Origin of the sequence: Streptomyces sp. CY-1 (assembly GCF_047218265.1) — a bacterium.
In the GTDB taxonomy this organism is placed as follows: Bacteria; Actinomycetota; Actinomycetes; order Streptomycetales; family Streptomycetaceae; genus Streptomyces; species Streptomyces niphimycinicus.
The window spans coordinates 9337003-9350536 of record NZ_CP178393.1; the positions used below are offsets into that span (position 1 = coordinate 9337003).

General features: G+C 71.2%; 12 protein-coding genes. 11 read left to right on the plus strand and 1 reads right to left on the minus strand.

Annotation, left to right across the window (positions count from 1 at the left end; translation table 11 throughout):
• Window positions 1-29: 29 nt before the first annotated feature.
• The 5 genes from ACK1X7_RS40215 to ACK1X7_RS40235 are packed head-to-tail and all read left to right on the plus strand — an operon-like array spanning window position 30 to window position 4832.
• Window positions 30-203: a hypothetical protein gene (locus ACK1X7_RS40215; protein ID WP_385138961.1), complete on the plus strand. Its 174-nt coding sequence runs from the start codon at window positions 30-32 to the stop codon at window positions 201-203.
• A complete protein-coding gene (locus ACK1X7_RS40220; RefSeq protein WP_413116425.1) occupies window positions 193-1545 on the plus strand; it encodes a M20 family metallopeptidase in 1353 nt (450 codons plus the stop codon). Before ACK1X7_RS40215 ends, ACK1X7_RS40220 begins: the two co-directional genes overlap by 11 nt.
• 49 nt (window positions 1546-1594) lie before the next feature.
• The gene (locus tag ACK1X7_RS40225) at window positions 1595-2449 is read left to right on the plus strand and encodes an alpha/beta fold hydrolase (protein WP_385138967.1); all 855 of its coding nucleotides are present in this window, start codon (window positions 1595-1597) and stop codon (window positions 2447-2449) included.
• Window positions 2446-3495 carry an LLM class flavin-dependent oxidoreductase gene (locus ACK1X7_RS40230; RefSeq protein ID WP_385138970.1) on the plus strand — a complete coding sequence of 350 codons (1050 nt, stop codon included), beginning with the start codon at window positions 2446-2448 and terminating at the stop codon, window positions 3493-3495. Before ACK1X7_RS40225 ends, ACK1X7_RS40230 begins: the two co-directional genes overlap by 4 nt.
• Window positions 3492-4832 (plus strand): MmgE/PrpD family protein, encoded by a 1341-nt coding sequence (locus ACK1X7_RS40235; RefSeq protein ID WP_385138973.1) that lies wholly within the window; start codon window positions 3492-3494, stop codon window positions 4830-4832. Before ACK1X7_RS40230 ends, ACK1X7_RS40235 begins: the two co-directional genes overlap by 4 nt.
• 97 nt (window positions 4833-4929) lie before the next feature.
• Here the strand turns inward: ACK1X7_RS40235 and ACK1X7_RS40240 are convergent, their stop codons facing one another.
• Entirely contained in the window at window positions 4930-6309 is a 1380-nt protein-coding gene (locus tag ACK1X7_RS40240; protein WP_413116426.1) for an endo-1,4-beta-xylanase, read from the minus strand.
• Between the two features lie 371 nt (window positions 6310-6680).
• On the opposite strand from ACK1X7_RS40240, the gene ACK1X7_RS40245 reads away from it, so the two are divergent.
• The 6 genes from ACK1X7_RS40245 to ACK1X7_RS40270 all read left to right on the plus strand — a co-directional run bounded on the left by ACK1X7_RS40245 (window position 6681) and on the right by ACK1X7_RS40270 (window position 13528).
• The gene (locus tag ACK1X7_RS40245) at window positions 6681-7583 is read left to right on the plus strand and encodes an MBL fold metallo-hydrolase (protein WP_413116427.1); all 903 of its coding nucleotides are present in this window, start codon (window positions 6681-6683) and stop codon (window positions 7581-7583) included.
• A 59-nt stretch (window positions 7584-7642) separates the two neighbouring features.
• Window positions 7643-9136: a carboxylesterase/lipase family protein gene (locus tag ACK1X7_RS40250; RefSeq protein WP_413116428.1), complete on the plus strand. Its 1494-nt coding sequence runs from the start codon at window positions 7643-7645 to the stop codon at window positions 9134-9136.
• Window positions 9137-9363: 227 nt separating this feature from the next.
• Window positions 9364-10653: an ABC transporter substrate-binding protein gene (locus tag ACK1X7_RS40255; RefSeq protein WP_216344002.1), complete on the plus strand. Its 1290-nt coding sequence runs from the start codon at window positions 9364-9366 to the stop codon at window positions 10651-10653.
• A gap of 52 nt (window positions 10654-10705) precedes the next feature.
• Window positions 10706-11644 (plus strand): carbohydrate ABC transporter permease, encoded by a 939-nt coding sequence (locus ACK1X7_RS40260; RefSeq protein WP_385138984.1) that lies wholly within the window; start codon window positions 10706-10708, stop codon window positions 11642-11644.
• Window positions 11645-11660: 16 nt separating this feature from the next.
• Window positions 11661-12488 (plus strand): carbohydrate ABC transporter permease, encoded by an 828-nt coding sequence (locus ACK1X7_RS40265; protein ID WP_385138987.1) that lies wholly within the window; start codon window positions 11661-11663, stop codon window positions 12486-12488.
• A gap of 11 nt (window positions 12489-12499) precedes the next feature.
• Window positions 12500-13528, plus strand: a complete 1029-nt coding sequence (locus tag ACK1X7_RS40270) for a LacI family DNA-binding transcriptional regulator (RefSeq protein WP_385139072.1) — start codon at window positions 12500-12502, stop codon at window positions 13526-13528.
• The last annotated feature ends 6 nt before the right edge of the window (window positions 13529-13534 follow it).

Here is a 13534-nt window from a genome sequence, read left to right on the forward strand (position 1 = left end):
GTCCTCCTGAACGAGCAGAGGTTCCCTCCATGTCACGTACGGCGCTACTGACGGGCGTCGCCGGCGCCCTCGTCGCCCTCGCCGCCGCCGCGCCCCTGCGGCGGGCCGCGGGCGCCCTGATCCTCAAGACCACCGGCACCGTGGTCCGCGACGAGCGGCCCCGGGCCGCCCACACCACGTCCGTGAACCCCGATGGCCGCTGACACCGCTGCCCTCGGCCCGCGGCGCCGGGCCTGGGCCGAGGCCGCGTGGCAGCACATCGACGACCGCCGCCTGGCCGAACTCGTCGTCGGCATGGTGGGCATCCCCAGCCCCACCGGCGAGGAGGGGCCGCTGGCCACCTGGCTCGCCGACCAGCTCACCGAGTCCGGTGCCGAGGGCCGCTACCAGCCCATCGACGCGGCCCAGGGCAACGCGGTCGGCCGGTTGCGCGGCGACGGCACCGGTGCCGATCTGCTGCTGTACGCGCCGATCGACACGCTCACCGTCGGCACCGAGGAGGAGGACCTGCCGTGGGCGGGCCCGGTGCTGCGCCCCGATATGCGCGCGGAGCCGACCGTCGACGGCCACTATGTGCTCGGCCTGGGCGCGAGCAACCCCAAGGGGCACGGCGCCTGTCTGATCGCCGCCGTCGAGGCGGTCCGGCGGGCGGGGGTGCCGCTGCGGGGTGATGTGCTGGTCGGGCTCGGCGCGGGCGGTATGCCGACCAACCGGCGGCCCGTTCCGCACGCCCGCCACAACGCCGGGCAGGGCAGCGGCTGTTCGTATCTGCTGGAGCAGGGGCTGTGGGCGGACTACGCGCTGATCGCCAAGCCGGGCTGGACGACGGCCTGGGAGGAGGTCGGCCTGTGCTGGTTCGAGGTCCGCCTGGGCGGAACGTACAGCTACGTGGGCAGCCGTCACCGCATGCCGTACCGCAACCCCATCGTGGACGCCGGTCTCGTCATCGCCGGGCTGGAGCGGTGGCTTCCCGAGTACACCGCCCGGCACACCGATGGGCTGGTCGCCCCGCAGGGCAACATCGGCTCCATCGAGGGCGGCTGGCCCCGGACCGCCTCGCTCTCCCCGGCCCTCTGCCGGTTCACCGTCGACCTGCGGATCAGCCCCAGGACCAGCCCCGCGCAGGCCCGCCGGGAGTTCGCCGAGGCGATGGAGACGATCCGCGCCGCCCACCCGGGGATCGACCTGGACTGGGAGATGACGCTCGCCATCCCCGGCACGTCCACCCCGGAGGACAACTGGATCGTACGGGCCGGAAAAGCCGCCTGGGAGGAGCTGGCGGGGCGCCCGCATGAGCCGATCCTGCTGAACAGCGGCGCCACCGACGCCAACATCCTGCGCAATCGGGGCATCCCCACCGCCCGGATCGGCATGGACCGCATCGGCGAGGACGCCCCGCTGCCACTGGACTTCCCCGCCGGAATGAACGTCGTGGACCTCCGCGAGGCACATCGCCTGACCCGCTGCCTGGTGCACGCCGTGATCAACACCTGCACCCGCACCCGGGCGGACCTGACCGCCGCGGAAGGAAGTGCCCCGTCATGAGCTCGCTGGACCCCGCGGCCGAAGCACACGCACGAAAGAGGTATCCCGCATGACCCTATGGACCGAGCTGACCGGCGTGGAATTCCGCCTCGGCTATGTGTACGCGGGCGAGCTGCGCACCCGGACGCTCCAGGCCGGGGCGGGCGATGCCGTGGTCTTCCTGCACGGCACCAGCGGCCACCTGGAGGCGTTCGTCCGCAACATCCCCGCCCATGTGGCCGCCGGATACGCCTGCCACGCCATCGACATGATCGGCCACGGCCACACCACCGGCCCCGACGCCCCGTACCGCATCCCCCGCTATGTCCAGCACGTACTGGACTACCTGGACGCGAACGGCATCCACCGCGCGCACTTCGTGGGCGAGTCGCTCGGCGGCTGGGTGGCCGCCCGGCTGGCCGCCGACCATCCCGACCGGGTGGACCGGCTGACCCTCGTCGCCCCCGGCGGCACGGTGGCCAACCCGGAGGTGATGGAGCGCATCAGGACCAGCACCCGCGAGGCGGTGGAGCGCGACGACATCGCCCTCACCCGCAAGCGGCTGGAACTGCTCATGTTCGACCCGGCGAACGTCAGCGACGAACTGGTCGAGGTCCGCCACGCCATCTACCACCGGCCCGAGTTCATCAAGGCGCTGCCGCATCTGCTGTGCCTCCAGGAGATGGACAACCGCGTCGAGGATCTGCTCACCCCCGGGCAACTGGCGCGGATCACCGCCCCCACACTGATCGTCTGGGGCGCGCAGAACCCCTTCGGCGACGTCCCCGAGGCCCACGCCCTCCAGCGGAACATCCCCGGCTCGACGCTGGAGATCTTCCCCGAATGCGGCCACTGGCCCCAGCATGAACACGCGGACCGCTTCAACGCACTGCACCTGGACTTCCTGAACGGGGGGCAGGCATGAACACACCGGAGAAGAGCGGGATACGCGTCGGCGTCCGCATACCCCCGTGCGACCGGGTGGACCGGCTGGCCACGACCGCCCGGCGGGCCGAGGAACTGGGCTTCGACCAGGTGTGGTTCCCCGACTCCCAGTTGCTGTGGCGGGACGTGTTCACGGTCCTGACCGCCGCCGCGCTGGGCACCGAGCGGATCGGCCTGGGCAGCGCGGTCACCAACCTCGCCACCCGGCACCCGGCCGTCGTCGCCTCGGCCGCGCGCAGCGTCGCCGAACTGGCCCCCGGCCGGTTCACCCTCGGCCTCGGCGTGGGCAACAGCTCGGTCGGCCCCATCGGCATGCGCCAGAGCACCGGGGCGGAGCTGCGCGACGGACTCGCCACGCTGCGGGCGCTGTTCGCGGGGGAGGAGTGGGACTTCAACGGCGTACGGTCCCGGCTGCGCGACCCCGATCCGAACGTGCCGATCCACATGGCCGCCAGCGGCCCCCGCAATCTGCGGCTCGCCGGGGAGATCGCCGACGGTGTCATCCTGCTCAGCGGCGTCTCACGGAACACCCTCGCCAGTGCCACCGCCCGGGTGCGGGAGGGCGCCGAGGCCGCGGGCCGCACCGCGGCGGCCATCCCGCTGACGGTCTCGGCGTTCTGCGCGGTGACCGACGACATCGAGGCCGAGGCCCGGCTGCTCAAGCCGATCTGCGCCTCGATCGCCCAGAACGGCGGCGCGCCCTTCCTCGCCCTGGCCGGGATCGAACTGGAGGTACCCGCACGGGTGGAGGGCGTCTATCCGGACCTCGTCCACGCCGAGGACTGGGACGCGGCCGTCGAGATCTGCTCGGCCTGGGTGAGCGATGCGGCGGTGCTCCGGTTCGCCCAGGAGTTCTGCCTGTTCGGCACCGCCCAGGAGATCGCCGAACGGCTCACCGCGCTGCACGCCGAGGGGGTGACCGATGTGTTCCTCCAGCATGTCGGCTCCTATGATCCGCCCACCGAGCTGATCGAAAGCGTCGGCTCCGAGGTGCTGCCCGCCCTGCGGCCGGAAGCCGGCCGGTGAGCGTACTGGAGGAGCTGGTCCGGCGCGGCCGCCACGGCCCGCGCACGGCCGGGCCGGACATCCGGTCCCGGGCGGCCCTGCACATCCTGGACACCCTGGGCTGTGTGGTGGCCGGTGCCTCCCATCCGCTGGCCGCGCAACTGGCCACGTTCACGGCGCGGACCGGTGACACCGGTGAGCTGTGCACCCCCGCCATGGCCGGGACGCACTCCCCGCGCACGGCGGTGCTCATGGAATCGGTGCTGGCCCACGCCGATGAGTACGACGCCCTGCACCCCGCCGCGGCGGTCATCCCGGCCGCCGTGGTGGTCCCGGCCGCCCTGGCCGTGGCCGACCGCGAAGGGCTGCCGGGCAGCGCGGTGACCGACGCCGTGATCACCGGCTATGAGGTGGTCGTCGAGGCGGGGCTGCGATTCGGCGGGCCGAGTCTGTACGGCAGGGCCTGGTGGCCGACCGCGGTCTTCGGCGCGCTGGGGTCGGCGGCCGCCGTGGCGCATCTGCTGCGCCTGGACGAGGAGGAGACGATCGCGTCCCTGGGCCTGGCCGCGGCCGGGCTCGGCGGACTGCTCAGTGCGGATGAACTCGGCGCGGGCCACTATCTGCTCGCCGGGCGCGCGGCGGCGGACGGAATGGAGGCCGCCTACCTCGCCCGGGCCGGGGCGCGGGCCAGCCGCACCCTGCTGGATCAGCCCGCCGCCGCGGCCCTGGGAGCCGGCGCCGCAGCCCCGTCGCCCGAGGGGCAACCGCACCTGGCCGACTGCGTGTTCAAGGCGTACCCGTGTGCCCGGCCCCTGCACGCGGCGCTGGAAGCGCTGGACACGCTGGCGGACAGGGGACTGCCACTCCACACGGCCCGCCGTATGGAGATCCTTCTGCCCGCGGCGCTGCTGCGCTTCGTCACGGCCGACCGGGCACCCGCGGGCCCCACGGAGGCCGCGGCCAGCGCGGCGTTCGCCGTCGCCGCCTGGCTCCACGGGGCCGCGGGGGACGTGGCCTTCTTCCGCGGCACCCTGCCCGAGGACGCCCCGGAGGTGGTCCTCGGCCACGCCCCCGCACTCGATTCCGGTCTGCCCGACCACTGGGGCGCCCGGGTGCTGGTGGATCTCGCGGACGGACGGCGGGTCGAGCAGGAGATCGTGAGCGCGGGCGGTGGCGCCGCCGGGGCCACGCCCACGGAGGCGGTCACGGCCAAGTTCCGCCGCCAGACCGGAGCGGACGAGGACGACCCGGACTGGGCGCGGTGGATCGAGCGATGCCTGACGCTGGACACCGTCCCCGACATCGGTGACCTGCGGCGGGACCTGTGCCGACTCGGCCGGAAACCCCGTCGGCCGTGACCACCGGCGCCTGAGGTCGGCGCCCCCGTCGCACACCGCCCACCACGGTGGCGAACTCGGGGGCGCCGTCGTGCATCAGGATGCTGCTGCCGGTCGGCTAGGAGGCGGTGCACGAACCGATGGTGGGGGCCGACCAGTCCCCGTTCGCCATGACCGTGAAGCCGAAGCTGGTCGACGCTCCGGCACCCAGATTGCCGTTGCCGCTCGGCCGCATCGTCATGACCTTGCCGCTGCCGTCCCAGCTAGGACTGCCGTTCCAGGTGGTGGAGACGGTCTGCGCGGAACGCACGGTCACCGTCACCGTCCAGCCGCTGATGGCGGAACTGCCCGCCCGTACCGTCACCTGACCGTTGAAACGGTCGCCCCACCGCTGCGTCTCGGCGTACGACACGGTGCACGTCCTGTCGCCACCGCCACCGCCACCGTCGCCGGTGCCGCCCAGCGCGGCGAGCACCGCGCTGTACGCGGGCTTCTTGCCGTAGTTGTCGTCGAACAGCAGCGGAGTGCCGCCGGCGCGCCATGAGTACTTGTCGGGGATGCCCCATACGGTGATGCCGGTGCAGCGGGACACGGCCAGACACGCCTGGGTGACGCGGCGGTAGCTGTCGGCCTGGGCCGTGCCGGAGCCCTCGATGTCCAGCTCGGTGATCTGCACATCGACGCCGAGGGCGGCGAAGCGCTGGAGGTTCTGCTGGTAGTCACCGGGGACCGGGGACTGGTTGTTGAAGTGCGACTGGAAGCCGACGCAGTCGATCGGCACACCGCGGGCCTTGAAGTCCTTCACCATGTTGTAGACGGCGTTGCTCTTCGCGTTCTGACCGTCGGTGTTGTAGTCGTTGTAGCAGAGTTTGGCGTTGGGGTCGGCCGCACGGGCGGTGCGGAACGCCTCCTCGATGAACCCGTCGCCGAGCTTGTCCTGGAACGGCGAGCTGCGCCGCGCACCGCTGTTGCCGTCCTGGAACGCCTCGTTGACCACATCCCAGGCGTAGATCTTGCCCTGGTAGTGCTGCATCACCTTGGTGATGTGGTTGTTCATCGCCGAGCGCAGCTCGGTGGCGCTCAAACCGCCTACCCAGCCGGGCAGTTGGGAGTGCCAGACCAGCGTATGGCCACGGATCTTCATGCCCTTGCCCTGCGCATGGCCGACGATCTGATCCGCGGAGCCGAAGTTGAACGAGTTCCGCGACTGCTCGACGGCGTCCCACTTCATCTCGTTCTCGGGTGTGACGGCGTTGAACTCGGTGTCCAGCGTGGCGGCGTACGGGGCTTCGCCAAGGTGGCCCGCGGCAACGGCGGCACCGAAGTACCGGCCCTTGGCCGCCGCCGCGCCGCCGAGGGTGCTCGCGGCGCTGGCGGGACCGGACAGGGCCAGAACACCGGCCGCGGTGAGGAAGCCGACCGCGCCGAGGCTGAACGCCCTTCGGACGCGTAACCGAGGATGCCGATCTCTGTGTTCCTGACGGGAATTGATGACCATTGCTGTCCCTTCTTCGAAGGCCGAGCGGGTGGCAGTGGTGTGCCGATGGGCAACGATCGCTGCGGAGTATGCTGCGGGACCGACGCAACGTCAACGCTTCCTTCCGGAATCATTCCGGTAGAAGCACTCGCTGGTTCCTCCGCCTCCCTGCCCCTGAGCTGCTGCTCTTCGATGTGCACGTGCGGATGTCGGCCGCAAAGAAGATCTCTCCAAGCCAGTCTCCGAAAAATTTTCGGAGCGGCGGTGATGTGTTATCGGTCGCGTGGCCGTCGTCGGAGAGCAGGTGCAGTCAGGTGACGGATACCGTCCCAGGCCCCCTCCGGTGAGGATTTTGCTGCCAATCGACTTTCCGACACATGAGGCGAATATCCATGCAGCAGATAACGCTGGGCGATGTCACCATCACACGCGTCGAGGAATACTACGGCCCGGTCGACCTGACGCCCCGGGCCTTCTTCCCGGAAAGCCCGGAGAAGGTCTGGGAGGACAACGCGTCCTGGCTGGCCCCTGACTTCTACGACCCCGCCGCCGACAATGTGCGATCCGCGATTCAGACCTGGGTCCTGCGCAGCGAGGGCAAGACCATTCTCGTCGACACCGGTGTGGGCAACCACAAGCACCGGCCCTACGCACCGGTGTGGAGCTATCTGAACACCGACTTCCTGGGGAATCTCGCCAGGGCAGGGGTGCACCCGGAGGACGTCGACATCGTGATCAACACACATCTGCATGTCGACCACGTGGGCTGGAACACCCGGCTCGACGGTCGGCAGTGGGTGCCGACCTTCCCGAATGCCACCTATCTCATGCCGGAGCGCGACTTCGAGTTCTGGAATCCGGAGAATGAGCACAAGACAGTGTTCGGCAGGGGCAATCAGAATGTCTTCGAGGATTCCGTCGTCCCCATCCAGGAAGCGGGCAAGGCGGTGCTGTGGGACGGCAGCCTCGAGATCGACGCCAATCTGCGTCTGGAACTCGCCCCCGGACACACCCCGGGATCGTCCGTGCTCGCCCTCGATTCCCGAGGCGATCGCGCGCTCTTCGTGGGGGACATGCTGCACAACCCGGTGCAGATCGCGGATCCCGACACCAATAGCTGCTTCTGCGAGAACCCGGCCGAATCCCGCGCCACCCGCCGCCGGATCCTGGGCCGGGCGGCCGAGGAGAACACTCTGGTCTTCCCCGCCCACCTGGGCGGTCATGGCGCCGCGGAGGTACGGCGCGACGGCGGCGGGTTCGCCATCAAGGAATGGGCGGCCTTCGCGCGTCTGTGACCCCGGACCCGTCTGTGATCCGGACCGGAGCGATACCGAGGAAGAGACACACCCCGCATATGACGAACACCTTCGCCCCCATCGTGGCCACCTCCCAGGGCGCCGTCCGCGGCCGCCGGGAGGAACACGCCACCGTCTTCCGGCACATCCCCTACGCCGCCCCGCCACGGGGCGCCGCCCGGTTCGCCCCGCCGGTGCCCCACCCGCCGTGGGACGGTGTCCGGGATGCCACCGCCGCGGGCCCCACGGCGCCACAGCCGGGGCGCGACGCGTTCGGCGACCTCGACATGTCCCCGTACTTCGGGCAGGGCTGGGTCCCGGGCGAGGACTATCTCGCGGTGAACGTCTGGACGCCCGACACCACACGCGGCGACCTGCCCGTGATGGTGTTCGTGCACGGTGGCGGGTTCGTGGCCGGGTCCACCCGGTCGGCGCTCTACGACGGCACCGGCTTCGCCCGTGACGGAGTCGTCCTGGTCACCCTCAACTACCGGCTCGGCGTACCCGGTTTCCTGCACCTCCCCGACGCGCCCGACAACCGGGGTCTGCTGGATGTGATCGCGGCCCTGCGCTGGGTCGAGGAGAACATCGCGGCCTTCGGCGGCGACCGGTCCCGGGTGACGCTCTTCGGGCAGTCGGCGGGCGCCACGATCGTGGGCGCGGTGGTGGCCGACCCGCGGGCCGAAGGTCTCTTCCAGCGGGCGATCATCCAGAGCGGCAACGGCCTGGGAGCGTTCACCCCCGCCCAGGCCGACCGGGTCACCCGGGCCCTCGCCCGCGTCCTGGGGGCCGCCCCGACCGCCGAGGCGCTGGCGTCGGTCCCCGACGAGCGCCTCGTCGAGGCCATGCCCCAACTCGCGGGCATCGATCTCACGGTCGACGGACACTTCGATCCGCTGATCGGCCTGAGCCCGTTCAGTCTCGTCCTGGACCAGCAGCCGGCCGAGGCCGTGGCCACCGGCCGCGGCGCGGGCGTCGACCTGCTGCTCGGCACGAACGCCGAGGAGGGCAACCTCTATCTGGTCCCACTCGGCCACCTGGCGTCCTCGACCGAGGAGGATGTCCACGCCGTGGCGGCACGCTCCCACCCCGCCCCTCAGAAGCTGGTGGAGGTCTACCGCCGCGAGCGGCCCGGGGCCTCCGCCGGGGAACTGCGGTCCGCCATCATGACGGACGCCCTGTTCGGCGCGGGCACCCGGCGGCTCGCGGCCGCCCACGCCCAGCACCCCTCGTCGCGTACCCACGTCTATGAGTTCGCCTGGCGGTCGCGGGCCCTGGACGGGCGGCTCGGCGCCACGCATGTCATGGAGCTGCCGTTCGTGTTCGACCGCACCGATCTGCCACCGCTCCACGGCCCCGAGGCGATCCTCGGCCCGGCCGAGCCGCCCGCCGGTCTCGCCTCCCGCGTCCACGCCACCTGGATCCGGTTCGCGAGAACGGGCGACCCCGGCTGGCCGCCGTACGAGAGCGTGCGCCGGACGACCATGCGCATCGCCGAGGCATGGACGCGGGTGGCGGATCCCGGCGCCCCGATACGCCGGGCCTGGGAATAGCGGTCTCGCGGGCGGTCACACCGCCGTCATCACACGGACCTCGGCTTCGGCGCCCATCGGGACCTCCCGGTGGGCGCCGTTCCGTTTTCCGTACGCGCCATCTCCGGCGGCGGTGTTTTTCGCCCCCGGCAAGGGCTTGACCAGAGGCGAAGTGGCTCCTACATTCCTCTCACCCTCGAGGTAGATCGATTAACCACTCGTTAACCGCCTGGTTGGAGACCCCCGCAGTGCACTCACCGCTGACTCGGCGCGGCTTCCTCGCCACCGGTTCCGGCCTGGCCGCCGCGACCGTCCTGCCCGGCCTGTCCGGCTGCTCCGCACTGACCGGAGCGGACTCCGATCCCGATACCCTCGTCGTGCACAGCCAGCTCGGCACCACCGCCCCGGGATCGCCGACCTACCTCGCGGCCCTGGACCGGTTCCGCAAGGAAAATCCGGGGCTCAAGGTCAAGAACCTCATCAACGGCGACGACCTCGCGCAGGTCTACGAGACCTCGCGGCTGGCCCGCAAGGAGCCGGACGTCGTCATGGTCAACCTCTACGACAAGACGCTGGCCTGGACCGACGTCGGCGCCACGGTCGACGTCAAGCGCTACCTGGACGACTGGGGGCTGCGGACGCGGGTGCTCCCGCAGGCGCTGGCCGAATGGACCGACGCCAAGGGCCGGGTGCGGGCCTTCCCCTACTTCGCCACCAACTGGCCGATCGCCTACAACCGGGCACTGCTGGACCGCGCGGGCGTCGACGCGATACCCACCACGGGCGATGAGCTGATCGCCGCGGCCCGCAAGCTGCGCGCCAAGGGGATCGCGCCCGTGACCGTCGGCGGCAACGACTGGACCGGGCAGAAGCTGCTCGCCCAGATCATCCAGACCTTCCTCACCGAGGACGAGGCCCGGCACGCCTACACCACCGGGGACTTCGGCAGCAGGGGCGCCCGGGAGGGCATCGACTACTTCGTGACACTGCGCGACGCGGGCGTCTTCGCCGACAAGGCGCAGGGCCTCACCTCGGACACGATGACCACGCAGTTCAACACCCAGGCCGCGGCGATCGAGTCGGCGATGTCCTCCGCCCTGGCCAAGGTGCCCGAGAAGGTGGCCCGGCACACCGAGGTCGGCGGCTGGCCGCTGACCGGCGGCGCCGTCCACGACAAGCCCACCATCCTGCGCACCTACACCCTCATCGGGTTCTGGATCAGCCCGAACGGCACCAAGAAGATCGACGCCGTCGAGAAGTTCCTGCGCTTCATGTACCGGCCGGACACCGTCTCCCGGTTCATCAAGGAGAGCGGCCGCGACATGGCGCTGCGCTCCGACACCCTCAGCACGGACTTCCCGCTGGTCGCCGCGGCCCAGCGGCTCGGCGGCGCGGTGAGCCAGGCACTGCTGCCCGATGTGTACGTCCCGCCCGCCGCCGCCCAGCCGCTGATCACCGCGACCAGCACCTCCTTCACCCGCGGCACCAGCGCCGCGAAGGTCCGCGCCGCGCTCGAGACCGCGTACCGCTCCGCGTGAACCGCCCGCCCGTTCGCTCATATCCCGAGCCCGACTCCACGGGAGCCACCTCATGACGACGCTGACGTCGACCCCGGGCGGGGCCGCGGTCCGCCAACCCGCACCGCCCGCCACCACGGGCCGTAGCGGCACCCCCCGGCAGGGCGGCACGATCCTCGCCGTCCCGGCGCTGGTCTGGTACGCGGTCTTCATGATCGGCCCGTTGATCGCCCTCTTCGTGATCGCCGCCCTGCACTGGCCGGGCATGCTCCAGCCGGTGTCCTTCGCCGGTCTCGGCAACGTCCGTACGGTCCTCGACGACCCCGTCTTCTGGGACGCGGTGAGCAACACCGCCGTCCAGTTGGCGGTGGCGCTGCCGATCATGATCGTGTGCGCGTACATGCTGGGCTACTACGTGGCGCAGAAGCCGCCCGGACACCGTGTCATCCGCTATCTGCTGTTCATCCCCGGCCTGATCTCCACCCCCGCCAAGGCGATGGTGTTCTACGCGGCGCTGTCCCCGGACGGGCTGGCCAACGGCGCGCTGAAGTCGGTGGGGCTCGGTTCGCTCACCGACGCCTGGCTCGCCTCCCCGTCGACGGCCCTGGCCTGTCTCATCGCCCTGGACGTGTGGAGCGGGATCGGCTTCACCGCCGTCCTGTTCGCCGCCCGGCTCGACAGCGTCCCGGACGACCTCGGCGAGGCGGCGCAATTGGACGGGGCCGGGCACTGGCGGACCATGTGGCGCATCCACTTCCCCGTGATCCGCGACTACGTCGGCGTCGTCACCATGCTTCAGTTCCTGTGGACCCTCTTCGGTTCGGCCCAGCATGTCCTGCTGCTGACCCAGGGCGGCCCCGGCAGTTCGTCCACGACGCTGTCCTTCCTCGTCTACCAGAAGGCGTTCATCGCGGCCGACCTGGGCTACAGCCAGACCGTCGGCGTCATCCTCTTCCTGGCCGGGCTCGTCGGGCTGCTCACCATCCGCCGCGCGTTCCGCCAGAACTACTGACCCGAAGGCGCTCACCATGAAACTCGGCAAACGCTGGCTGCCCGCACACCTGCTGGTGTGGACCTATGCGGTGCTGCTGATCGTGCCGCTCTACTACTTCCTCGCCTCCGCGTTCAAAAGCAACGAGGAGATCTTCGCCCATCCCTTCGCGCTGCCCTCGTCGTTCGGCTTCGGCAACTTCCGCACCGCCTACGACAGCGCCGACCTGGGGACGGCCGTCGTCAACTCGGCGCTGGTGACGGCCCTCGCGCTGGCGCTGACCCTGCTGCTGGCGCTGCCCGCGGCGTTCGCGCTCGCCCGCTCGAGGAGCCGGCTCGCCTCGGCGATGGAGAAGATCTTCTCGCTGGGCTTCCTCATCCCCACGTTCGCGGCGCTCTTCCCCACCTTCCTGCTCGCCGCCGCCACCGGGCTGTTCCACACCCGGCTGTTCATGGTCCTTTTCCTGCCCGCCACGGCGATGCCGTTGTCGGTGGTGATCCTGGTGCAGTTCATGCGGACCATTCCCAGGGAGATGGAGGAGGCCGCCCGGATGGACGGGGCGTCCACCTACACGGTGCTGCGGCACATCTACATACCGATGTGCCTGCCCGGCATCGCGACCGTGCTGCTGCTGAACTTCCTGACCTTCTGGAACGAGTATCTGTACTCGCTGATCATCATCGGCCCGGACCCCGAACAGCGCACCGTGCAGGTGGCCCTGCCCACCCTGAAGGCCATCACCGGCACCGACTACGGTGTTCTCACCGCCGGTACCGTACTGACCCTGGTCCCCGTATGGGTCGTCTACACGGTGCTCCAGAAGCGCATGCAGCAGGCGCTCGTCAACGGGGCGGTCAAGGCGTGAGCACACCCGCCGTGCAGCAGGGCCGGCGCCCCACCATCAAGCAGGTGGCGGCCGCCGCCGGGGTGTCGACCGCGGCCGTGTCCCAGGCGTTCAACGACAAGGGCCGGCTGTCGGAGGCGACCCGGGCGCGCATCCTGGACACCGCGATGGAACTCGGCTGGTCGCCGAGCGCGTCCGCCGCCGCCCTGCGCAGCGCCCGCACCCGCACCCTCGCCCTCGTCGTCCGGCGCCCCACCGATGTGCTCGGCGCGGACCCGCACTTCAGCGAGCTGATCACCGGCATCGAGGGCGAACTGGCGCCCCGCGGCTACGGTCTGCTGCTGCACCTGGTCGCGGGCGCGCAGGAGGAGAACGCCCTCTACAAGCGGCTGGCGGCCGAGGGCCGCGTCGACGGGGCCGTGCTGACCGACGCCCGCGCCGATGACCCGCGCCCCGCCCTGCTGACCCGCCTCGGCCTGCCCGCCGTGCTGCTCGGTCCCCCCGACCGCGCCGCCGCCGTGCCGCGCGTCGGCCTCGGCCACCAGGACGCCGCCGTCGAGGAGGTCGTCCGCCATCTGCTCGGGCTCGGCCACCGGCGCATCGCCTATGTGGCGGGCCCCGCCGACCTGCGGCACACCCGGCTGCGCGGCGGTGTCTTCGAGACGGCCCTGAAGCAAGCGGGCCTGCGGCCCTACGCGGTCCTGCACACCGATTTCACCGAAGTGTCCGCCGTCGCCGCCACCCAGGCCCTGCTGGAGCCCGCCGACCGGGCCACGGCGATCGTCTACGCCAACGACTCCATGGCCATGTGCGGCATCGGCGCCGCCCAGCGCGGCGGGCTGCGCGTCCCCGACGAGCTGTCCGTCGTCGGCTACGACAACCTGACGCTCGGCCGCTGGCTGCACCCCCGGCTGACCACGGTCGACCAGCAGGTGCGGCGGGTCGGCGCGGCCGCCGCCCGGCTGCTCCTCGCCCGCTGCGGCGAGGACGTCGAGGAGACGGTGCTCGACGACCGGCCGCGGCTGGTCGTCCGCGAGTCCACCGGACCCGCCCCCGGCTGACACCCA